Raw genomic sequence first — 20,142 nt, 5'->3', positions numbered from 1 at the left:
CGCGGCTGCGCTATGCCAGCCTGTAGCTGCGGGAGCGGGAGGTGATGGCGCTGGTCGCCGCCGGCCCCATGAACAGTAAGGTGGCCTTCCGGCCTGGGCACGGCGAAGAGCCAGCGGGCCGATGCGATGCGGAAGATGGGCGCGCGGTCGCTGGCGGAGCTGGTCCGCCTGGCCGGCAGATGCGCGGCCCCGGGCGCATTGCACCCGGGGCGTGGACCTCACGTTGGACGGATCGGCTGGATACATCCGCCCGAGCGCCGTGCCGAGCGAGCACGAGGATGGCGCCGGGCGGGCCTGGCCAGGCCGGAGGGGCTTTACCCTCCCGGTTGCTGGAGTATCAGCCCTTCACGAAGGCGAGCAGGTCCCGGTTGATGACCTCGGCATGGGTGGTGAGCATGCCGTGCGGATAGCCCGGATAGACCTTCAGCGTGCCTGCTCGCAGATGCGTGACCGCCTTCAGCGCCGAGTTGGCGATCGGCACGATCTGGTCGTCATCGCCGTGCATCACCAGCGTCGGCACGGTGATGGCCTTCAGATCCTCGGTCTGGTCGGTTTCGGAGAACGCCTTGATGCCGTCGTAATGGGCCTTGGCGCTGCCCATCATGCCCTGTCGCCACCAGTTCTGGATGACGCCCTGGTACACCGTCGCGCCCTCCCGGTTGAAGCCGTAGAAGGGGCCCGAGGGCACGTCGAGGAACAGCTGCGCGCGGTTGTCGGCGACGCCCTTGCGGAAGCCGTCGAACACCTCGATCGGCAGGCCGTCGGGGTTGCCTGGGGTCTTCAGCATCAGTGGCGGCACCGCGCTGACCAGCACCGCCTTGGCGACGCGGCCGGCCGGTTGCCCATGCTTCGCCACATAGCGCGCGACCTCGCCGCCGCCGGTGGAATGGCCGATATGCACGGCGTTGCGCAGGTCCAGATGCTCCGCCACGGCGAAGGCGTCCGCCGCGTAATGGTCCATGTCATGGCCCTCGCTGACCTGCGCCGAGCGGCCATGGCCGCGGCGGTCATGCGCGACGACGCGGAAGCCCTGCTGCAGGAAGAACAGCATCTGCGTGTCCCAGTCGTCGCTGGACAGCGGCCATCCGTGGTGGAACATGATCGGCTGGGCCTGCCTCGGCCCCCAATCCTTGTAGAAGATGTCGACGCCGTCGGTTGTCGTGACGTGGGGCATGTCGGTGGGTCCTTCTGCATGGGGTCTCGTGGCCGCTTCGGAAGCGCGCGGCAGGCCGGCTGAAAGGGCCAGAGCTGCCCCTCCCAACCCGATGGCTTCCCTGCGGGTCGGCAGATGATGGCGGCCGGAGGGCTGGTTCTCTGCGGGCATTCCGGATCCTTTCACTGCCCCGGACACCCCGAGCGTCGTGCGCGGAGTGCCGCGTGACGGAGAGCACGGCCCGACCCTAGGCGGCCGCACAGGGTGGGCGCCATTATGCGAGGAGATAGCCGGACTACTGCTGAAGGAAGGTTCACGGTGGCCCGTGCGGGGGGGGGGCAAGTCAGGCTTGCACTCGGCTACGCGTCGCAGGCTGCTTCTGATTTTCCCTCTGCGATGATCGCAGGGCGGCGGCTTCGCGCGGCTGGTCGCGGCGGGCCAGAGCGAGGCTACGCCGCCGCAGCGCTGAGCGGTGCTGCCGGCGGCTGCTTCCTGACCCTGGCCGCTGCTTCCAAGGCACCGCCATCTGGTCGTCGGCGCCCAGCGCTCACGGCGTGCGCAGCGCCGCCGCCAGGGCGATCAGCCCATCTTCTCCACCCTGCATGCTGCCCTGGCCGCCGGTGCTGCCGCCATCGGGGCTGCCGCCATTTCCGGCAGCCGCCTGGGCCAATCGGAGGTTTACCGCAACCCGCTCCGGCGCGTCCGGACGGCGGGCGAGGGGCGCCAGCAGGACGGCCGCTTCGGCAGGCCGGCCCGCCAGCAGCAGCGAAACGGCCAGGTTGTTGGCGGTTGCCAGGCTGTCCGGTGCCCGGGCCAGCGCCGCCTGGTGACTGACGGCAGCATCCGCGTGCCGACCCAGGAGATCCAGTGCAACGCCCCGGCCGGACAGCGCCGCCGCATTGCCCGCATCGCGCGCAAGCACCCGGCCGAATATCTCCAGCGCCTGCGGCGCCGCGCCCGCACGCAGCCGCAGGCGGCCCAGACCGACCAGCAGCGGCGCCGCATCCGGCTGGCTGCGCATGGCCCGCGCCAGCACGTCCTCCGCCTGCCCGGCCTGTCCCGCGCGCAGCAGCGCCGCCGCGTAGCGCGACTGCACCAGGGCATCCCCGGGCACCGCTGCCGCCGCGGAGGCCAGCATGGACAGCGCGACATCGGTCTGCCCGGATGCCTCGGCCGCGGCCGCCACCCGAAGCCGTGCCGCAGTGTCGTGCGTAGCCGGGGCACTGCGTGGGCCCTGGCCGGCGCATCCCGCCAGCAGCAGCAACGCCAGTCCCGCCCATGCCGGTGAATACATCATGGTGTCCCCGAGAATTGACGTCCAATTTCCAGCACGGAGGGACCGACCAGCGCGATGAACAGCGCCGGCAGGATGAACAGGATCAATGGCCCGACCAGCAGCGCCGGCAGGCGGATTGCCTTCTCCTCGATACGGAGCATGCGTTCCGTCCGCATTTCCGCCGACAGCACACGCAGCGCCTGCGCCAGCGGCGTGCCGTAGCGCAGCGTTTGCGACAGCGTCGCGCCAAGCCGCTTGAAGCCCTCCATCTCGGTGCGCTCGCCCATCCGCTCCAGCGCGGCACGACGATCCGGCAGCATGCGCAGCTCCTGCACCAGGATGCTGAACTCCAGCGCAATGGCCGGGTTCGAGCCCTGCATCTCCCGCGCTACGCGGTCCACTGCCGTCTCCAGGCCGAGGCCGGCCTCCGCCGCGACGACCAGCAGGTCCAGCCCGTCCGGGAGCCCCATGCGAAGGCGCTGCTGGAACCGGCGCCGCAGCATGCCCACCAGCCAGTTCGGCAGCACGACGCCGAGGCACAGCGCGGACGCGAACAGCATGGCGCCATTCATGGTGCTGACCTCGGCCATCGCGCCATAGGTCGTGGCCGCGGCCGGCAGCAGGACCACGAGCACCGCCTTGGCCCCGATCAGGGCCGGAACCGCCGCGCGCGGGTCGAGCCCCGCCGCGGCGACGGATCGCTGGAACCCGGCGGCATCCTTTTCCGAGACGAAGGCGCTGTTGCGCAGAACCTCACCGAGCCACAGCACCGGCCCCAATGCGCGGGCGCCGAGGCTCACCGGCCGCCGCTCCACCGCCTTCGGCTGCGCCTCCGCCACCATGCTGCGGAGATGCACCGCCATGTCGCGATCCTCCGCCGCATGGGCCAGCAGCAGTGCCGCGATCAACGCCAGGCAGACCGCGCCACCGACGGCCGCCAGCATCAGCAGGGTGTCCGGTGTCAGCATCGTCTCAACCCCGCCCGGCCTGGCGGATCAGCCAGCGGATCATGATCAGCCCCATCGCCATCATCACAAGGCCGACGACGGCCATGGTCTGGCCGGTCGGGTTCTGCGTGAAGGTCTCGATGTAGAAGGGCTGGATCATCGCCATGGCGCCGGCGGCCAGGAATGGCAGGATCACCAGCAACCCCGCCTGCATATTGGCCTCCGCTGCCAGCGCCCGCGCCCGCTTCGCCATGGCGACGCGCTTGCGCACCAGGTCCGCGAGATTATCCAGCGTCTCCGCCAGGCTGCCGCCGGTCTGCGACTGCAGGCCGAGCGTTACCGCCAGGAAGGCATATTCGGTCACCCCGGTGCGCCGCGACAGGCTGACCAGCGCATCCTCGACCGGCCGGCCGATCGCCATCTCGCCGGCGACGCGGGCGAACTCCTCCCGCGTCGGGGAGGAGATTTCCCGTGCCACGCCGCGCAGCGCCTCGGCCAGTGGCAGCCCGGCGCGGATGGCGCGGACCATCAGGCCCAGCGCGTCCGGGATCTGCTGGAATACCGCCTCCGAATAGCGGGCCAGCTGCATGCCGAACAGAAACCGCGCCGCCATGATGCCGGCCGCCACGGTCGCCAGCCAGGTGAGCGGCTGGCTGAGCCGCCCGCTCGCCATGGCATGCACCACAGCCGCCATTCCTAGCGCCATCAGCGCAACAAGCGGCCATGGCATGGACCGCGCCTGCGGCATCTCCGGGTCGAAGCGGATCAGGCGCAGCAGGCGCAGGGAGGCATGGCCATGCCGCGACCGCGCCACGCGGATGGAGGGCAGCACCACCCTCGCATCGGCCTCCGCATTGCCACTGCCCAGGTCGCGCAGCCGGGCGCGCAGGGCGCGGCCGTCGCCGGATTGCGTCAGCGCGAGGCAGGCGAGCAGCACGCATAGCAGCAGCAGGGCAACCAGGATGATCAACAGCAGGTCACGCCGCATCGCGACCCTCCTGCATGGCGCGCATCCAGGCCTCGCCGAGGCCGAAATAGGTCAGCCGGTCGAAGAAGCCGGGCCTGATGCCGGGTGTCACCCAGCGGCCGCGGATGCGGCCATTCTCGTCGTCGCCCAGGTATTCGAAGGCAAAGACATCGTTCATGGTGATGACCTCGCCTTCCAGCCCGACCACCTCCGATACCTGCGAGACGCGGCGGCCGCCGTCGCGCATGCGCTCCACCTGCACGATCAGGTCCACGGCGCTGGCGATCTGCGTGCGGATGGCGCGGGAGGGCAGGTTGTTCTGTCCCATCTGGACCATGTTCTCGATCCGCACGACGGCGTCGCGCGCGGTGTTGGCGTGGACGGTGCAGTAGGAACCGTCATGGCCCGTATTCATGGCCTGCAGCATGTCGAAGGCCTCGGCACCGCGCACCTCGCCGACGATGATGCGGTCCGGCCGCATCCGCAGCGCGTTCTTCATCAGATCGCGCTGGTTGATCTCGCCCTTGCCCTCCAGGTTCGGCGGCCGGGTCTCCAGGCGGACGATGTGCGGCTGCTGCAGCTGCAACTCCGCCGCATCCTCGATGGTGACGATGCGCTCGCCATGGTCGATGAAGCGGCTCATCGCATTCATCATGGTGGTCTTGCCGGAGCCGGTGCCGCCGGAGACGACCACGTTCAGCCGGCATCGCGCCGCGATCTCCAGCACGCGGGCCACGCTGTGCGACATCGAGCCGCCATCGGCCATCGCCTGCAGGTCGATCTTCTTCTTGGAGAATTTCCGGATCGAGATGCTGCAGCCGTCGATCGCCAGCGGCGGGAAGACCACATTGACGCGGCTGCCATCGAGCAGGCGGCAATCGACCAGCGGGCTGCTCTCATCGACGCGCCTGCCGACCGTCGCGGCCATCTTCTGTGCGATGGTGGCGACCTGCTGCGCATTGCGGAAGCGCACATCGGCGCGCACCAGCTTGCCGCGCCGCTCGATGAAGACGTGGTCCGGGCCGTTCACCATGATGTCGCTGATGGTATCGTCGGCGAGAAGCGGCTCCAGCGGGCCGTAGCCCACCATGTCGTGTTCCAACTCCTCCGCGATGCGCGCCTGCTCGCGTGCCGAAAGGCCGATGCGCTCGCGGTTCGCCAAATCGTGCACCAGCGATTCAAGCTGCGCCCGCAGCGCCGCGCGCGGCAGTTCGGAGGCGACGATGGGGTCCACCTGCTCCATTACCCGCGCCCGCAACTGGTCCAGCGGCACACCGGGTGCCAGTGGCAGGACGGTGCCCCCGGCCTCCGCCGGCAGCTTCGCTTCCACCATCGACATCGGCGCGTCCTGACGGCGGCCGAAGGGCTTCATGCACTGCCTCCGAACAGCCGCGCCATCAGGCTGCCGCGCACCTTTCCTGCATGAACCGCCGCGATCTCCTCCGTCACCGGCGCCAGCGCGCGGCGCAGCACGGTATTGAGCGCCGGCTTGCCGAGGTTCGCGGCGCGCGGCAGCAGCTTCGGCAGGTCGGGTATGGTGACCTCCGGCGTGGCGCCGAGACCTTCGAGGATGTGCTTGCGCTTCAGTCCGCCGGGCAGACCCTCGCGGTTCAGCACCGTCATCATCCGCGCCGCGCCGCCCCCGGCCAGCTTGCGCGCGGCGATGGCGTTCCGGATGCCGGCGAGATCCGGCCCCATCACCAGCAGCATCAGGCGGGACGCCGCCAGCACGGCGCGTTCCGCCGGGCCGGGCGGCATTGGCAGGTCCACCACCACATGGTTGAAGCGCTGCCGCAGCAGGCCGAGCAGTCCGGCGACGCCCTCGATCGTCGGCAGTGGCACCGCGTCCATCGGCTCCTCCGCCGCGATCAGCTTCAGCCGCTCGCCGATCGGCATCGCGCAGCGTTCCAGGAACAGCCCATCCACCCGCTCCGGATCTTCCAGCGCCACGCGCAGGCCGGGGGCCGGGCGCACGCCGAACATCAGCCCGGTGGTGCCGCCACGCAGGTTGAGGTCGAGCAGCGCCACATGGCCGCGGCTGACATCGGCGAGTTGCAGCGCCAGGTTCACGGCGACGGTGGTGGTGCCGACGCCGCCGCGGGCGCCGCAGACGGCGACGACCTGACCACCGCGCCGCGCCGCCTCGGTTTCCGCCTCGCCGCCTTTCAGGAAGGGGCCGAACAGGCGTTCCGCGCTGTCACGCGTCAGCGGCTTGTGGACGTATTCGGCGACGCCGAGGTCCCGCGTCAGTTGCCGGTAGAAGCCGATCTCGGTGTTGTCGCCCAGCACCAGCATGCGCAGGTCCGGCGTGCAGATTCCGGCCAGTGCCTCGAGCTGTTCCATCGGGTCGTCGATGCCCGCGATGTCGACCAGAAGCACGCGCGGCGTCGCCTCCCGCTCCAACGCCTTGATGGCGGTGGCGATGCCGCCGCGGCGCACGGCAAGTCCGCCGCCAAAGGCCGCGAGGCCGCCCCGGATCGCAGCCTCGGAGGCCTCATCCTGCACGAAGGCCAGGAACGGTGCGCGTTCGCCGCGGCCTGCGCCGCCGCCGCGGGCGTGGTCGGCGGCCTCCCGCGGCGGGTCAGCGCGCATCGGGGCTGCCCGTCGGTTGCGCCACCGGCTCACTGCTGACCGGCACGATCCTGGACAGGGTGGAGGCTGGCAGCGGGAAGCGGCGCCCGGATTCGAGGCGCCGCACAGCAACCGTAGCGGCCTGCCCGCGGTCGCCGATCGCGGCGCGGCCACGCCTCGCATCCTGCGGGTCTTCCAGCATGGCGCGCAGGTTGGATTCGTTGGCGCCGCTGGAACGCCAGGTGCCGGGGCGGGCGAAATCACCTCCCTCGCTTTGGCAGGCGGCGAGCAGCAGCATCGAGAGGATCGGCAGCATCCGCATCCGCGTCACTCCAGAATGAAGCCGGCATCGACAGCGCTGACGCCTGCCAGGGGCGGCGCCCCACGGGCGATCTGGCGGCGATGCAGGATGCGATCGAGGTCGGTTGCCGGACGGAAGCCGTCGGTCGGCGCCGCCAGCAGGTTCGGGTCGGACACCGGCCGCACCAGATAGGGCGTGACGATGATGACGAGCTCCGTCTCGTTCCGGCGAAACCGGTCGGAGCGGAACAAGGCGCCCAGCACCGGCACGTCGGCGAGGCCGGCCAGGCCCTCATTCGCCGTGGTGCTGCCCTGCGACAACAGCCCGGCGATGGCGAAGGATTGCCCGCTGCCCAGTTCCACCGTGGTCTCCGCCCGCCGTACCGAAAGCGCCGGGATCCGCACCACGCCACCGCCGAGCGGCAGGGAGATCGCGCCGTTCTCGGTCAGCTCGCTCACTTCCGGCCGGATTCGCAGGTTCAGCCGGTCCGGCGCCAGCACGGTGGGCACGAAGGCCAGGCTGATGCCGTAGGGCTTGAATTCGATCGTGATGCCGCCGGAAGTGGTGCTGGCAGAGACCGGCACCGGAAATTCGCCGCCGGCCAGGAAGCTCGCCACCTCGCCCGACTGCGCCGTCAGGTTCGGTTCCGCCAGGATGGTGATGAGCTGGTCCTCGGCCAGCGCGTCGATCACCGCGTTGATGTCGAAGCGCGATGATCTGTAGGCCGCGCCATAGCGCTGTGGCACGTCCGTGCCGGCGGCGCCGAGCAGTGCTCCGCCAACTGCGCCCGCGCCGCCGCTGCGCAGCCCGAGCAGGAAATTGCCGCCGGTATTCGCCAGCGCCTGCCAGTTGAAGCCCAGATCCCGCGAGACCTGACGCGAGATCTCGGCAACGCGCACCCGGACATTGACCTGGATCGAGCCGAGCAGAACCAGGCTGTTCGTCACCTCCCGATCCGCCCCGGCCATGGATTGCGCAATGGCCTCCGCGCGACGCGCATCGATGGCCGAGGCGGCCTGGCCGGTCAGTTCCAGCATCCGCGGCCCGGCGGCGGCAACGCGCGCCGTGGCGGCGCCGGGCACCATGCGGCGGATCATGCTCTGGATCGCGGCGGGGCTGGCGTCCGGGCTCGCGGCCGGAGCAGCGAAGGCGGGTTCCGGCGCGGGCGTATTGGACAGCACGGTCACGTCGTATTCGGCGACCGGGCTGCCATCCTCCGCCGTCGCGATGATGGTGGTGCGGCCGGCGCCGACCGCCATCAGGAACAGACTGGTGGGGGAGGCGGGCTGTACCCGGGCGATGCGCGGATCGGCGGCGAGCACCGTCAGCGCCGCTTCGGGCAGCACCAGCAGGCGGCCCGTGCCGGCCACCAGCGTCAGCCGCTGCGCGCCGGTCACGCGCGGCGCTGCGGCCACCGTCGCGGCGGGCACGGAGGTACCGGCGGAAGGGCGTGGCGCCAGCTGGTCCCGCGGCATCGTCACCGCCTGCTGCGCCAGGGCCGGTCCACCTGCCAGCAGGCAGGCCATGAGCATGAATACGCGATTCATCGGAACAGGACGTTCTGGGTCTCGTCGCCCTGGATCACCCGCATCCGCATGCCCTGGCTGACCCCGGCACGCGCGAGCGCGGGGGACACGTCCTCGCCGAACACCGAACCGGGCGGGACGACGGCAGCGAGCGGCAGTTCCGCCTCGATCGCGCGCACCGTCAGCGCAAGCCGGCCGAGCCGGCTGCCGACGGCGACGCGTTCCGCCTGCGAGGACGTCACCTCCAGCGTCACGGTGCGGGCGATGCGGCTGGCGGTGGCTTCGGCCCCGGTGGCGCCCTGGGTGATCTGCTGGTCCACGGCGATCACGCGCACATCGGTCAGCAGCGTCTCCCCCACCACGCGGCGGGCAAGCGGCGCGTCGCCGGCGGCGAGTTCCTGGGTCAGGATCAGGTCCACCTGGTCGCCCGGCCAGATCAGGCCGGCCGTGCCGGTCACCACATCGACGCCGACCGAGATCGCCCGCTTGCCGGGCGCCAGCACGGCGGCGAGGAAGCCGCGGTCCCGCGGGCGCAGGTATTGCGCGCGGTCCAGCGGCGCGCCGGCCTCCATGAAATGCCGCAGCATGGCGCCGCGAAGCTCCGCCTTCGCCTCGTCGCTCGGCGGCACGGCGCCTTCGGGCAGCAGCTCCGGCGCGACCTCCCGCGTCGCGAAATCCTCCTCCTTCAGCAGCGTGCCGGCGGGCAGCGCGCGGGCGGCGACCAGCATCTGCGCGCGGGCCGGCGGAGGTGGCGGGGCCGCGGCGGAGGTTGCGGAGGCGGGGGTCTGAGTCGGGGGGGCGAGCATCTGCACCCCCACCGCGCCGAGCCCCGCGGCGGTGATGATCAGTGATAGGACAACCAGGATACGAAGGAACATGTGGGCGGTCCCGCCTTATTGGGGGTTCGCGAGCAGTGCGGCCAGCGCCCCGGCGGCGATGGCAAAACCATAGGGCAGGGGGCCGCGCCGCCGCAGGCGCCAGGATTCGATGGCGGCCAGCCGCGGCAGCAGCGCCGTGCCGGAAGATGGCGCGAGGCGTGGTGCGAAGGACGGTCCGGCGAGGTACAGCACGCCCAGCAGGCCACCGGCCAAGGTGGTGGCGAAGACGAAATCCCAGGTGGCGGCGGGCGCGAAGCCGAGCGCCACCGCGCCCGCGAGCTTCACATCGCCCCCGCCGAGCCAGCCGCGCATGGCGCAGCCCAGCAACACCAGGAACAGCACCGCGGCGCTGGCAAGGGAGACCAGCGCCGCATCCCAGCCGAGTGAAAGCCGGGACAGAATGCCGATGCCGGCGAGCAGGAGGGAGACGGCATCGGGGATCATGCGCGCCGAGAGGTCGCGCCAGCAGGCGTAGGCGAGCAGTGGCAGGATCAGGAGAAGCTGGACCGAGACATCCACGGCGAGACTGCCTCGCGAGGTACGGTCAATGCCAAATGGTTGCCGTCAATCCGGCGTTGCGCCGGTGATCTTCGTGCCGATCGCCTGGAACGCCGTTTCGAGGTTGGGACCGAGAGCTGCAGCGGCACCGCCGACCACGATGACGATGCCGACGGCGAGGATCGCGTACTCGGCGGCCGAAACCGCCTTCGTGCTGCGCAGGGCGAGGATGGCAGAGCGGATCATGATGCGGTTCCCGGTGGGTGAGCATTTGCGATGTGTGGGATCCCCTTGCCGGCGTGGCGCGTCCACACCGGTGAGACCCCCTCCCTTTGCTGCCAGCGACGGCATCTCGGGATAGCTGAACCTAGGCCTCGGGCGACGAGACTCTCCAGGCAGCAATTGTAAGGACATGTTATGCCATTTCACTCAACCGCAGGTTTTAGAATGCGTGACAGCTCAACTTTCGTGACATTGCCTTACAGCGATAGTGGCGGGCCGCAGCCGCCTCCTCCGGCCGGAATGCCTCAACGCCTCCTGCTTCCTGTCCCTGGCCGATGCGCGGGACCGGCTTGAGGCGTGGAGGACGGAGTACGACGAGGAACGGCCGGACGGGGAAACGTGACCCCGCGGGCCTTCGCCGAGCAGGCCCAGCAAGCCCAAGGAGTCGCGTAGACCCCGGACCAGACCAGCGGTCAGCACCAACCCCGTAGATCCCCTTCGTTGGCAACAGCCTCGGCGGTGGCTGCGACCAGACGAGATCATAAAGCTCCTGCCAGGTGAGTTCCGTGGCCATGGACCCTCGTGGTCAAGGCGACCTTGCCTTGTCGCTCCACCATGCGGGGGGCGGGCAGCGAGTCAGAAGCCGAAGCGAAAGGTCTCGTCCTCACCACCGGTTGTCTCGGTCGGCAGAGGGATCACGGCGGTCGTTTCATTGAACCAGACGAAGGCCTGGTACCGGTCTGGCAGGCTCGCGTGGGAATAATGGCTCCAACGTTCGGTTTCGGGCCGGTAGATGACGCCGATGTACCGCTCGAGCCGTTGCGCGCGGCGCTGCTTCGTTGCCTGCAGCGTCACGGCATCTCCCGCCTGCCTGAGGTCGAAGGCCACGAGCCCACCAGGCAGGCATCCACCCTACCTCGCCTGCGCATGTTCAATTCCGCCGTCGGCGTTCAGGATGCGGTGCATGTGCCCTACCGCGCTGCAGCGCCGGCCTTGCAGAACATGATAGCCGGGCGCCTCGACCATTATTGCCTGCTCGCCGCGGCCGCGGTCAGCTTCATCAACGACCATTCCCTCCAGGCGCTCGCGGTGCTGACGGCGGAACGGTCGCCGCTGTTTCCCAACCTGCCGACCACGCAGGAGCAGTGCATTCCGGTGGTCGACGGCTACTACTGGAACGCCTTCTTCATGCGGACGGCGCTGGACCGGCAGGCCGTCCAGGACCGTCTGCGCACGGCGGCATCGACCGCCGTGGCGCCGGACCGCCACTCTCGGCATTATCTCCGAACCTTCCTGCGCAGCGAGATCACGAGATGGGCGGCGATCATGAGCAGCGCCGGGGTTGCGCAGCAATAGAAGCGGGCTTCGCCCCCGCCTGAACAGACACTGGAGGATGACGAGGATGCCGGAAGCCAATGTGCGGGGCGTGACCCTGAACTACGAAGTGATCGGCGATCGGGGCGCATGGGTCGCGCTGACGCCCGGCAGCCGGCGCGGCTATGCCGAACTGGTACCCATGGCGCGGGAGTTGGCGCGCCATGGCTACCGGATCCTGTTGCACGACCGTCGCAATTGCGGCGCCTCCGATGTCTCCATCGATGGCGAGGGCTCGGAATACGAGATCTGGGCCGACGACCTGCGGGAATTGGCGGCAGGCCTCGGGGCGACCCGGCTGCATGTCGGGGGTTCGTCCTCCGGCGCACGGCTGGCCGTGCTGTTCGCATTGCGGCATCGCGCGGCGCTGGACGGCCTGTTGCTGTGGCGCGTCACCGGCGGGCGCCACGCTTCGGAGAAGCTCGCCGCCCGCTATTATGGCGACTTCATCCCGTTGGCCGAATCAGGCGGCATGGCGGCGGTTGCGGAGACCGAGCATTTCGCCGCATGCATCGCGGCGCGGCCCTCGAACCGTGAGCGTGTGCTGGCGATGGACCCGCAGCACTTCATCGCCGTGATGCGCAACTGGCGGGAGCATTTCATCCGCGCCGCCAACATGCCGATCATCGGTGCGACGGAGGAGCAGTTGCGCGCGATGGACGCGCCCAGCTGCATCATCGCGGGCAATGACCTGGTTCATCGTCCAGAAACGGCGCACAGGATGGCCACGCTGCTGCCGCGCTGCGATTACCATGATGACGTGGTCGCGCAACGCGCCGATGAGGATCTGCTGGTGGAGTGGGATCGCGCCGAATGGAAGGCCGCGGAGCCGCGGATGGTCGCGATCTTCACCGACTTCCTGGCCAGGACGCCCGTCGCCCGATAGCCGGCCGCGACACAGCCGGCGAGATCATCTCCCCGTCAGCGTTCGGCTTCGGGCATCCAGCTACGCGGGAGAACGGACCATGCGCATCACGCTTGCCGGCCATGGACCGGATCGGCGCCGGCAGGAACTGTGCCGGGGCGCCGTGCCTGTCCATGTCGAGCCGCAGGTCTAGGAAAATTTCCCGTCTCGTGCGTAACCGTGATCGCGTGGTCAGCAAGGACGGATTGTACAGCGTTGCCTGCAATGGCCGCCTCGTCTCCGGGGCCGCACTCAGCAGCCGCATCAATGCCGCCCGAAGAGCTGGTGGCGATGAGGGCGATTGGGAGCGCCGCCCGGTCGCGCAGTACTGGCTCGACCTGCCGCGCGGCATGCGCATTGAGATCCGCCCGGTCACCACGTCATGGCCCCGGCCAAGGCTGGCTCAGCCCGTCGCCTCGGCGCGCTGCGGGCCGCGGAGGCAGGCCGCGACCCCGGTGCATTTGGCATGACGGTTCCCTGCGTGCCCCGCCTTCGTTAGAAGCCGGCGATGGACAACAGCACCGCCACCAAGCCGTTCAGCAAGCTCAAGGGCGATCCCTACCAGGCGTATGAGGAGTTGCCGGTCGAGGTGCGCCGCGCTCTTCAGGAAGCCCTGGTGGACTGGTGCTCGCTGCGGGCGCGTGAATGGCATCTTCGCCTGCTGCGCGAGCAGAGGCTGCGGCCTGCCCAGGCGGCGTCGTTCCTGGTTCAGACAATCCGTCGGCACGATCACGCCGAAGTCTCCGCCTTCGCCAGGACATGGCCGAAAGGCCCCGAGGCCTATCCCCACCTTGCCGCCGTGGCGACGCTTCAGCGCTATGTCGGGACGGAGGGCATCCCGGCTGCCGAGCCGATCATCGTCACCCCGAAGGCAGAACGGCACAGGATGGCGGTTAAGCCGTCAAAGACCGGGGCAAAGCGGTCCAAGGCACCAGCGAAGCGCAAGGCGGGCCGCCGCGCCAGGCACTGATCACGGGCCGGCAGCTACCCGGTCTCCCCCGCCGCTGTGTTGCCGACCTTGTCCTGCATGCCCGTTGGCAGCCCCGATGCGAACCGAAGCTGGGCCCCGTCGCCCCGGCTGACCGGCACGCTGTCCTGCCATCCCGACCGCCCTCCACGCGGCGACACGACGCTCGCCTGACCAAACGGCGCCTACGCGCCCTCCTGCGTCGTTATCCTTGAAGCTTTCATGCCTCGTCTGCTTTCGCGCGCCCGTTTGGGGCCGCGCTGCCTTGCTCAATTTGGCCTGCCGCGCCCGCTTTCGCGCGGCCGGACGGCGGCGCCCCGGCCGCAGAGCCCCGGCATGGCGTGCGGACTGGCGCGCGGGGGAAGGTCACAAGTCAGGAGTGACTTCCGGGCGTCGCGACCTGATGGCCAGTGCCAATGCGGCGGCCGCAGGCAGGGCAGCGGAGCGCCGAAATTCCCGCAGGATCAGGCTCGGGGCTGTGGAGTTTGACGGTGCGGCTTTGTGAGATCGTCGTGACCTGCTCGCCCTCGCAGCGCAGGGTACAGGTCTCAGGCCTCCCCGAGGCGTGAACCGCGCGAAGCGCCCACGCTGTGGCGGGAAGCGCCGGGGTTATGAACAGGACGGACAGCATGGGGATATTATTCTCGGACATATGGCTGAGCCAGAGGATTGCCCTTGCCGGCCCATGTGATGTCGCGAAATCAGGCTGCCGCGGATCGGCCGGGCCGGGGTGATATGCCGACGCCGTTGCAGGAGGCGGCCGGGCCTGTGCTCGTTGCGGTACTGCTGATGGTGTGGCAGCCGGTTGTACGGTGTCCCGTACCTTGGACCGAATTGCGGGTTGCGGCGTAACCGGGAAGGACCGGCAGGCGCAGCGGTGGGAACCGGAATCCGGCCTTCTCTCTGGCGGTAGCGCGCCGCCAGGGATCGGTGATCGGCGTCGAGAAGTCGCCCGGTCGCCGACATGACCTCGGCTGATCTGAGCCGTCCGGCGTGCACTGCGTTGGCTTGTCGCATGACATGGCAAGCCACGACGCCCCGCTCAGGCCGGGATCGCCTCGCGCTTCTGTCCGGCTGTGGCCAGCAGCCCGGGCAGCAAGGCCTCCGCCGCCAGCGCGCCGGAGATGACCACCGCCTCCACGCCCGCCCCATGCGTGGCGGCCCCGGCCAGCACCAGCCCGGGCAGTGGCTGCTTCGCCGGCAGACGACGGTCCACGCCGTAGATCGCGCCGTCCGTGGTCCAGGCGTAGCGCCGGAAGGTCACCGGCGAGGCATCGGAGCGGAACACGATCCTCTCGGCCAGGTCCGGGATCACCTCCGCCGCACGCGCCACCAGCGCATCGCCAAGCGCCGCCTTGCGGGCGCCATAGGCCTGGCCGCGGCGCCAAGCCTCCAGTGCCGGCGGGTGGCCGTCCTGCGGCGGCAGCCAGGGCGAGGTCTCGGCCTGCGGCAGCAGCGCGAGCAGTTCCAGCGTGGCATGGCCGGGCGGCGCGGCCGAGGGGTCCACCACCGAGGGCGCGACCATGTGCAGCGCGCCCAGCCGCGTGTGCGCCTGCACGATGGGCGGCATGTCGAGCCCGCCGCGCAGGCCCAGATGCACGGCGAAGGCCGAGCAGGCGGGCCGCGCCGCGGCGAGCCGGCCGGTCATCGCGCCGGGCGGCAGCAGGTGGCGCGCGGCGGCCAGCGGATCGCCGTTCAGCACCACCGCGGAGGCGGGCAGCGTGGCGTCGCGGCCATCGGCCTCGCGCAGCACGATCGCGCTGGCGCGGCCGCCCTCGGTCAGCACGCGGCAGACCGCCTGGCGCAGATGCACCTGCCCGCCGCGCGCGCGGATCGCGCCGACCAGCGCCTCCGCCAGCCGGCCGGAGCCGCCGGTCGGGTAGTGGCCGCCATGGAATGTATAGCCGAACAGCGGCACCATCTGCGCCACCGTCAGGCTCTCCGGCCGGTCGGTGATGTAGCCAGTCAACGCCGAGACCTGCCGGCGCGCTGCCTCGGTGTTCAGGTGCCGGGCGACGAACTCTGCCCAGGGCCGCGACATCCAGGCGGCGGCGAGGGGATGGGCGCGGGCGAAAGCGAGCAGCGCCTCCGGCGTGGCGGGCGTGCCCGGGATGCCGCCGCGTTCCTTGCCCGTGCTGTACATCGCATCGAAGACCTCGCGCGTCTCAGCGAAGAAGCGGCGCAGCCCCGCGGCATCGGCGGGGTGGCGTGCGGCCAGCGCCTCGGCATGGGCGATGGGGTCGCGCGGCACGTCGAAGACGGCGCCGTGGTCCCAATGGCGATGATCGAGCCGGCGCATCTCCACCGCGTCGGCAATCCCCAGGCGATCGAACACCGCGCGCAGCGGCCCGCCCACCTGCCAGCCGGAGATGTCATGCACGCCGGAATCGAAGCGGAAGAGCAGCGGCGCGCCCGTCTCGGGGTCGCGCCCCCGGGCGCGGCGCGGCCAGGTATGGGCGAAGCCGCCGGGTAGGTCGTGCTGCTCATGCACCTCCACCGGCACGCCGGCATCGGCCAGCAGCGCCGCCGCGGTCAGCCCACCGAGTCCCGCGCCGATGACGCGCACCGGCGCGGCAGCGCCGAGCAGAGCCGGTGCCGGCCAGGTGGCGGCGTCGGGATCGCGCAGCATGGCCCGCAGGCCGCGGCGCACCAGCAGCCTCGGGCCCAGGATGGAGGCGGCGGCGCCAAGCGCCGTCGGGCCCCAATGCAGCCAGGCCGGCACGCCCAGCAGCGCGCTCAGCGCCAGCCAGGCGAAAAGCCCGGCCCAAAGGCCGGAGATCAGCCGGTTCACCTGCCCGAACAGCAGTGTCCCAGTGGTGCCCTGGTAGTCGGCGGCGGAGAATTCCGCCGTCCAGGGCCGGCCGAGCAGCAGGCTCGCCGTGGCCCCCAGCGCCAGCGCGCCGAACAGTACCGCCGGCGCCGCACCGCGGGGCAGGGGCGTGCCGGCCAGATGCAGCGGCAGCAGCAGGGCCAGCGCGCCCAGCAGCGCCAGTTCGAAGACCAGCCAGCGCCCCTGGCGGGCCAGCCAGGCGGCCCGCATCAGCGCCAGCACCAGCCCCACCGCCGCGCCGGCCACCGGCCAGCCCAGGCCGGCGAGCGGCAGATAGGCCAGCATCGGCACCATGCCGAGATGCGCGCGCAGGAAGGACATCATGGCAGGGGCCCCATGGACAGGATGCGTCGGGACAGCGATGTTATCAACGTCAACATACGGCCCATGTGAGCAATGTCAACATCCGAGCGACCCTATCACCATGGCGATCTGCGCGCCGCGCTGCTGGATGCGGCGGATCGGCTGCTCGATGCGGGCGGTGATGGCGCGGTGAGCCTGCGGGAGGTGGCGCGCCAGGCTGGCGTCTCGCCCACCGCAGCCTATCGCCACTTTGCCGACAAGGAGGCGCTGCTGGCGGCGCTCGCGACGCGGCATTACGGCGATTTCGGCCGCGCCCTGGCCGAGGCCGGCAGCCTGAACGGCATGGGCGCGGCCTATCTGCGCTTCGCCCTGGCCCGGCCCGGCCGCTTCCGGCTGATCTTCGGTCCGCTGCTGGCGCGCGCGGCGATGCATCCCGAGTTGCAGGCCGCCTCGGCCGCCGCCTTCGCCACGCTGCGCGCCGCTGCCGCCTCGCCGGAGGCGGCGCTGCGCGCCTGGGGCATGGTGCATGGCCTGGCGCATCTGCTGCTCGACGGCGCGATCCCGGTGCCCGACCGGGAGGCCTTCATCCAGCGCGTCCTCCACCGTGAGCCGGAGGGCTGAGCGGCGGCGGCGGGCAGGCCGCGGGCAGCACCAGCACCGCGCAAAGCCCGCCCGCGGCCCGGTTCTCCAGCCAGATCCGCCCGCCATGCGCGGCCGCAACGTCGCGCACGATGGCAAGGCCGAGCCCGGTGCCGCCGCTCTCCGCGCCGCGCGCCGCATCGCCGCGATGGAAGGGCTCGAACACCCGCTCCAGCTCGGCCTCCGGAAGGCCGGGGCCGTCATCCTCCACCGTGACGCGCCAGGCCGCGCCCGCCGCCGCCAGGGCGAGCCGCGCGTCGCCGCCATGGGTCAGGGCGTTCGACACCAGGTTCTCCAGCGCCCGGCGCAGCGCGGCGGGCGCGCCCAGCACCACCGCGCCGCGCTCCGGCCCGACATAGCGCACAGCCTCGCCGATTTCGGCGCGCTCCTCCACCACATCGCCAAGCAGCACGGCGAGGTCGAGCAGCCGGCGCGGCTCGCGCGCCACATCGCCGCGCGCGAAGGCGAGCGTGGTGGCCAGCATCGCCTCCAGCCGCGCAAGGTCGGCCAGCAACGCGGCGCGCTCCGCCAGCGGCTCCATCGTCTCGGCGCGGATGCGCGCGCGGGTCAGCGGCGTGCGCAGATCGTGCGAGATCGCGGCCAGCAGCCGGGTGCGGCCGGCCACGAAGTCGCGCAGCCGGTCCTGCATGCGGTTGAAGGCCTGGGCCGTGGCGCGCGCCTCCCGCGCGCCGGCCTCGTTCATCGGCAGCGCGTTGAGGTCGGCGCCGAGCCGCTCGGCGGCCTGCGCCACCTGCCGCAGCGGCCGGGTCGCCGCAGCCACCACCCCGGCCAGGATCAGCGCCGTGGCCAGCGCGAGCAGCCCGAAGGCGGCCAGGAAGCGCGGCTCCCACAGCGCAGGGGGGGCGGCGGTGAAGGCCATCGCCTCGGCATTGGCCCAGCGCCCATCGGGCAGGCGCAGGGCCACCACCAGCAGGCGCGGCGGCGGCGGGCGGCGCTTGAGCAGCGCCAGCTGCTCCGCGCGGCCGAAGCTGCGCCCGGCCTCCGGCGCCGGGATCGTGTTATCCAGCCGGGCGCGCAGCTCCGCCGCCCAGGGCAGCCGGGCCGCGATGCCCTGTGCCGCCAGCATGGCGAAGCCGCCCGGCAACTCGGCGCCCAGGCGCGGCGCTGCCTCCAGCCGCAAGGTCACGCCCAGCGGTTCGGCCGGCAGCGGGCGGTAGTGGTCCGGCAGGCCCGAGAGCAGCATCTGGTCGGCGATCCGGTCCGCGGTGCGCGCCGCCTCGAAGGCGAAGAGCGCCTCCGCCCGGCTGCGTTCGTAGAGCAGGAAGGCCAGCAGCGCCGCCACACCCAGCGCGAGGCTGAGCGCCAGCAGGCTGCGCGCCAGGATGCCGCCGGGCCAGCGCGGCCTCACGCCAGGCGCTCGACCGGGGCCGCGAACAGGTAGCCGCCGCCGCGCACGGTCTTGATGATCTGCGGGTCCTTCGCCTCGGCCTCGATCTTGCGGCGCAGCCGGCTGACCTGCAGGTCGATCGAGCGGTCGAAGGGCGTCGCCGCGCGGCCGCGCGCCAAGTCCAGCAGCTGGTCGCGCGTCAGCACGCGGCGCGGGTGTTCGACGAAGCAGCGCAGCAGCTCGAACTCGCCGGTGGTGAGCGACAGGGCGACGCCATCCGCCCCCTCCAGCACCCGCGTGCCGAGGTCGAGAACCCAGCCGGCGAAGGTGAGCCGCCCGGCATTGCGGCGGGGCTCGGCCGCCGGCAGCATTTCGGCCCGGCGCAGGAGGGCGCGGATGCGCGCCACCAGCTCGCGCGTGCCGAAGGGTTTCGGCACGTAGTCATCCGCGCCGACCTCGAGCCCGACCACCCGGTCCGTCTCATCGCCGCGCGCCGTCAGCATGATGATCGGCACGGCGCTGGCGGCGCGCAGGCGGCGGCAGATGGCGATGCCATCCTCGCCGGGCAGCATCAGGTCGAGCACCAGGCAGGCGACGCGCTGGCTGGCCAGAACCGCATTCGCCTCCCGCCCGTCGCGCGCCGTGGCGACGCGCAGGCCATGCGGCGGCAGGGCGCGGGCCAGCAGCTCGCGGATGCCACGGTCATCATCCACCACCAGGATCAGGGGTGCGTCCGTCATGGCGCGGCAGGCTAGCACGCGGCACCGGCGCGGGCAGGGCGCCGATGTATCGTCGTGTATCCGCAGGCGGGCGCCGATGCGGGCCGATACCGGGCCGGCATGAACGGCATACGCGCAGAGGCTTTCCTGTGGGCCGGCTTGGTGTGGAGCAACCCTCGGTGGTCCGGCTGCTGGTCAATGGCGTCATGCGCGACGTGCCCAAGCCCTGGGCGGGCGAAAGCCTGCTCACCGTGCCGCGGGAATGGCTCGGCCTGATCGGCGCGAAGGCGGGGTGCGGGGAGGGCGATTGCGGCACCTGCGTGGTGCATGTCGCCGGCCGGCCGCGCCGCGCCTGCCGCCTGCCGATGCGCGCCGTGGCGGGGGAGGCGATTCTGACCATCGAGGGCCTCGCCGGGCCGGATGGCGCGCTGCATCCGCTGCAGGCGGCGTGGATTGCCGAGGGCGTGGCGCAATGCGGCTTCTGCCAGGCTGGCCACCTGATGCAGGCGGCGGCGCTGCTGGCGGCGAACCCCGATCCAGACACGGCGGCGGTAGAGGCAGCGCTGGGGCGGATGCCCTGCCGCTGCGGCACCCAGCCGCGGATGCGCCGCGCCATCCACCGCGCCGCCGCCGCGATGCGCGCGGGGCGCGTGCCATGAGGCTGCCGCCACGCCGCCGGCCGGCGCCGGGGAGGTCGCGCTGATCGCCGCCCTGCCGGC

At 71.4% G+C, this 20,142-nt stretch carries 20 protein-coding genes and 3 pseudogenes; 8 read left to right on the top strand and 15 right to left on the bottom strand.

The features are described from left to right. Positions 1-337 precede the first annotated feature (337 nt). From HB662_RS15635 to HB662_RS15585, 11 genes are all read right to left on the bottom strand, one after another. Positions 338-1,174, bottom strand: coding sequence for an alpha/beta fold hydrolase (locus HB662_RS15635; protein WP_209443301.1), 837 nt, complete (start codon positions 1,172-1,174; stop codon positions 338-340). A 526-nt stretch (positions 1,175-1,700) separates the two neighbouring features. Further along, entirely contained in the window at positions 1,701-2,450 is a 750-nt protein-coding gene (locus HB662_RS15630; RefSeq protein ID WP_168050720.1) for a tetratricopeptide repeat protein, read from the bottom strand. Continuing rightward, a complete protein-coding gene (locus HB662_RS15625) occupies positions 2,447-3,397 on the bottom strand; it encodes a type II secretion system F family protein (protein WP_168050719.1) in 951 nt (316 codons plus the stop codon). Before HB662_RS15625 ends, HB662_RS15630 begins: the two co-directional genes overlap by 4 nt. A gap of 4 nt (positions 3,398-3,401) precedes the next feature. Continuing rightward, positions 3,402-4,364: a type II secretion system F family protein gene (locus HB662_RS15620; protein WP_168050718.1), complete on the bottom strand. Its 963-nt coding sequence runs from the start codon at positions 4,362-4,364 to the stop codon at positions 3,402-3,404. Continuing rightward, positions 4,354-5,715, bottom strand: coding sequence for a CpaF family protein (locus HB662_RS15615; RefSeq protein ID WP_168050717.1), 1,362 nt, complete (start codon positions 5,713-5,715; stop codon positions 4,354-4,356). Before HB662_RS15615 ends, HB662_RS15620 begins: the two co-directional genes overlap by 11 nt. Continuing rightward, a complete protein-coding gene (locus HB662_RS15610) occupies positions 5,712-6,935 on the bottom strand; it encodes an AAA family ATPase (RefSeq protein ID WP_168050716.1) in 1,224 nt (407 codons plus the stop codon). Before HB662_RS15610 ends, HB662_RS15615 begins: the two co-directional genes overlap by 4 nt. Further along, positions 6,925-7,236 carry a hypothetical protein gene (locus HB662_RS15605; RefSeq protein WP_168050715.1) on the bottom strand — a complete coding sequence of 104 codons (312 nt, stop codon included), beginning with the start codon at positions 7,234-7,236 and terminating at the stop codon, positions 6,925-6,927. The genes HB662_RS15610 and HB662_RS15605 overlap by 11 nt, the downstream gene beginning before the upstream one ends. Before the next feature lie 5 nt (positions 7,237-7,241). Continuing rightward, positions 7,242-8,747 (bottom strand): type II and III secretion system protein family protein, encoded by a 1,506-nt coding sequence (locus HB662_RS15600; protein WP_168050714.1) that lies wholly within the window; start codon positions 8,745-8,747, stop codon positions 7,242-7,244. Positions 8,748-8,758: 11 nt separating this feature from the next. Beyond that, on the bottom strand, positions 8,759-9,619 hold the full coding sequence (cpaB, locus tag HB662_RS15595) for a Flp pilus assembly protein CpaB (protein ID WP_168050713.1): 861 nt from the start codon (positions 9,617-9,619) through the stop codon (positions 8,759-8,761). A gap of 15 nt (positions 9,620-9,634) precedes the next feature. Continuing rightward, positions 9,635-10,138, bottom strand: coding sequence for a prepilin peptidase (locus HB662_RS15590; RefSeq protein ID WP_168050712.1), 504 nt, complete (start codon positions 10,136-10,138; stop codon positions 9,635-9,637). Between the two features lie 45 nt (positions 10,139-10,183). After that, entirely contained in the window at positions 10,184-10,363 is a 180-nt protein-coding gene (locus HB662_RS15585; protein ID WP_168050711.1) for a Flp family type IVb pilin, read from the bottom strand. 268 nt (positions 10,364-10,631) lie between these two features. On the opposite strand from HB662_RS15585, the pseudogene HB662_RS15580 reads away from it, so the two are divergent. Further along, positions 10,632-10,742 (top strand): annotated as a pseudogene (locus HB662_RS15580) (integrase core domain-containing protein); the annotation flags it as partial. Between the two features lie 233 nt (positions 10,743-10,975). Here the strand turns inward: HB662_RS15580 and HB662_RS15575 are convergent. Then, positions 10,976-11,161, bottom strand: a pseudogene (locus HB662_RS15575) (erythromycin esterase family protein); the annotation flags it as partial. Between HB662_RS15575 and HB662_RS30065 the strand changes: the two are divergent. The 5 genes and pseudogenes from HB662_RS30065 to HB662_RS15555 form a co-directional block, all read left to right on the top strand. Further along, positions 11,126-11,242 (top strand): annotated as a pseudogene (locus HB662_RS30065) (IS481 family transposase); the annotation flags it as partial. The pseudogenes HB662_RS15575 and HB662_RS30065 sit on opposite strands and share 36 nt — an antisense overlap. Before the next feature lie 24 nt (positions 11,243-11,266). After that, positions 11,267-11,695 (top strand): Bug family tripartite tricarboxylate transporter substrate binding protein, encoded by a 429-nt coding sequence (locus HB662_RS15570; protein WP_245185679.1) that lies wholly within the window; start codon positions 11,267-11,269, stop codon positions 11,693-11,695. 46 nt (positions 11,696-11,741) lie between these two features. Further along, complete coding sequence (locus HB662_RS15565; protein WP_168050708.1) at positions 11,742-12,599, top strand: alpha/beta fold hydrolase; 858 nt, start codon at positions 11,742-11,744, stop codon at positions 12,597-12,599. Positions 12,600-12,700: 101 nt separating this feature from the next. After that, entirely contained in the window at positions 12,701-13,087 is a 387-nt protein-coding gene (locus HB662_RS15560; protein ID WP_168050707.1) for a hypothetical protein, read from the top strand. Positions 13,088-13,125: 38 nt separating this feature from the next. Further along, on the top strand, positions 13,126-13,587 hold the full coding sequence (locus tag HB662_RS15555) for a DUF6525 family protein (protein ID WP_168050706.1): 462 nt from the start codon (positions 13,126-13,128) through the stop codon (positions 13,585-13,587). 1,039 nt (positions 13,588-14,626) lie between these two features. On the opposite strand, the gene HB662_RS15550 is transcribed toward HB662_RS15555, so the two are convergent. Then, a complete protein-coding gene (locus HB662_RS15550) occupies positions 14,627-16,738 on the bottom strand; it encodes a phytoene desaturase family protein (RefSeq protein ID WP_168050705.1) in 2,112 nt (703 codons plus the stop codon). A gap of 72 nt (positions 16,739-16,810) precedes the next feature. Here HB662_RS15550 and HB662_RS15545 point away from each other — a divergent pair, with 72 nt between their 5' ends. Next, complete coding sequence (locus tag HB662_RS15545; RefSeq protein WP_168050704.1) at positions 16,811-17,338, top strand: TetR/AcrR family transcriptional regulator; 528 nt, start codon at positions 16,811-16,813, stop codon at positions 17,336-17,338. On the opposite strand, the gene HB662_RS15540 is transcribed toward HB662_RS15545, so the two are convergent. Both HB662_RS15540 and HB662_RS15535 read right to left on the bottom strand, forming a co-directional pair. After that, positions 17,301-18,725 carry an ATP-binding protein gene (locus HB662_RS15540; RefSeq protein ID WP_168050703.1) on the bottom strand — a complete coding sequence of 475 codons (1,425 nt, stop codon included), beginning with the start codon at positions 18,723-18,725 and terminating at the stop codon, positions 17,301-17,303. The genes HB662_RS15545 and HB662_RS15540 overlap by 38 nt on opposite strands. Continuing rightward, positions 18,722-19,444, bottom strand: a complete 723-nt coding sequence (locus HB662_RS15535) for a response regulator (protein WP_168050702.1) — start codon at positions 19,442-19,444, stop codon at positions 18,722-18,724. The genes HB662_RS15540 and HB662_RS15535 overlap by 4 nt, the downstream gene beginning before the upstream one ends. A 158-nt stretch (positions 19,445-19,602) precedes the next feature. On the opposite strand from HB662_RS15535, the gene HB662_RS15530 reads away from it, so the two are divergent. Next, the gene (locus HB662_RS15530; protein WP_342449517.1) at positions 19,603-20,082 is read left to right on the top strand and encodes a (2Fe-2S)-binding protein; all 480 of its coding nucleotides are present in this window, start codon (positions 19,603-19,605) and stop codon (positions 20,080-20,082) included. Positions 20,083-20,142: the final 60 nt, after the last annotated feature.

The sequence above is a fragment of the Falsiroseomonas frigidaquae genome, from assembly GCF_012163145.1.
In the GTDB taxonomy this organism is placed as follows: domain Bacteria; phylum Pseudomonadota; class Alphaproteobacteria; order Acetobacterales; family Acetobacteraceae; genus Falsiroseomonas; species Falsiroseomonas frigidaquae.
Note: the sequence above shows the minus strand (reverse complement) of the source record. Positions and strands in the feature narration are given on the sequence as shown.

Coding starts and splice junctions, on each gene's coding strand:
- HB662_RS15635 (WP_209443301.1), bottom strand. CDS start 1,174: ATGCCCCACGTCACGACAACCGACGGCGTCGACATCTTCTACAAGGAT.
- HB662_RS15630 (WP_168050720.1), bottom strand. CDS start 2,450: ATGATGTATTCACCGGCATGGGCGGGACTGGCGTTGCTGCTGCTGGCG.
- HB662_RS15625 (WP_168050719.1), bottom strand. CDS start 3,397: ATGCTGACACCGGACACCCTGCTGATGCTGGCGGCCGTCGGTGGCGCG.
- HB662_RS15620 (WP_168050718.1), bottom strand. CDS start 4,364: ATGCGGCGTGACCTGCTGTTGATCATCCTGGTTGCCCTGCTGCTGCTA.
- HB662_RS15615 (WP_168050717.1), bottom strand. CDS start 5,715: ATGAAGCCCTTCGGCCGCCGTCAGGACGCGCCGATGTCGATGGTGGAA.
- HB662_RS15610 (WP_168050716.1), bottom strand. CDS start 6,935: ATGCGCGCTGACCCGCCGCGGGAGGCCGCCGACCACGCCCGCGGCGGC.
- HB662_RS15605 (WP_168050715.1), bottom strand. CDS start 7,236: ATGCGGATGCTGCCGATCCTCTCGATGCTGCTGCTCGCCGCCTGCCAA.
- HB662_RS15600 (WP_168050714.1), bottom strand. CDS start 8,747: ATGCTCATGGCCTGCCTGCTGGCAGGTGGACCGGCCCTGGCGCAGCAG.
- cpaB (WP_168050713.1), bottom strand. CDS start 9,619: ATGTTCCTTCGTATCCTGGTTGTCCTATCACTGATCATCACCGCCGCG.
- HB662_RS15585 (WP_168050711.1), bottom strand. CDS start 10,363: ATGATCCGCTCTGCCATCCTCGCCCTGCGCAGCACGAAGGCGGTTTCG.
- HB662_RS15570 (WP_245185679.1), top strand. CDS start 11,267: ATGTTCAATTCCGCCGTCGGCGTTCAGGATGCGGTGCATGTGCCCTAC.
- HB662_RS15565 (WP_168050708.1), top strand. CDS start 11,742: ATGCCGGAAGCCAATGTGCGGGGCGTGACCCTGAACTACGAAGTGATC.
- HB662_RS15560 (WP_168050707.1), top strand. CDS start 12,701: ATGGACCGGATCGGCGCCGGCAGGAACTGTGCCGGGGCGCCGTGCCTG.
- HB662_RS15555 (WP_168050706.1), top strand. CDS start 13,126: ATGGACAACAGCACCGCCACCAAGCCGTTCAGCAAGCTCAAGGGCGAT.
- HB662_RS15550 (WP_168050705.1), bottom strand. CDS start 16,738: ATGATGTCCTTCCTGCGCGCGCATCTCGGCATGGTGCCGATGCTGGCC.
- HB662_RS15545 (WP_168050704.1), top strand. CDS start 16,811: ATGTCAACATCCGAGCGACCCTATCACCATGGCGATCTGCGCGCCGCG.
- HB662_RS15535 (WP_168050702.1), bottom strand. CDS start 19,444: ATGACGGACGCACCCCTGATCCTGGTGGTGGATGATGACCGTGGCATC.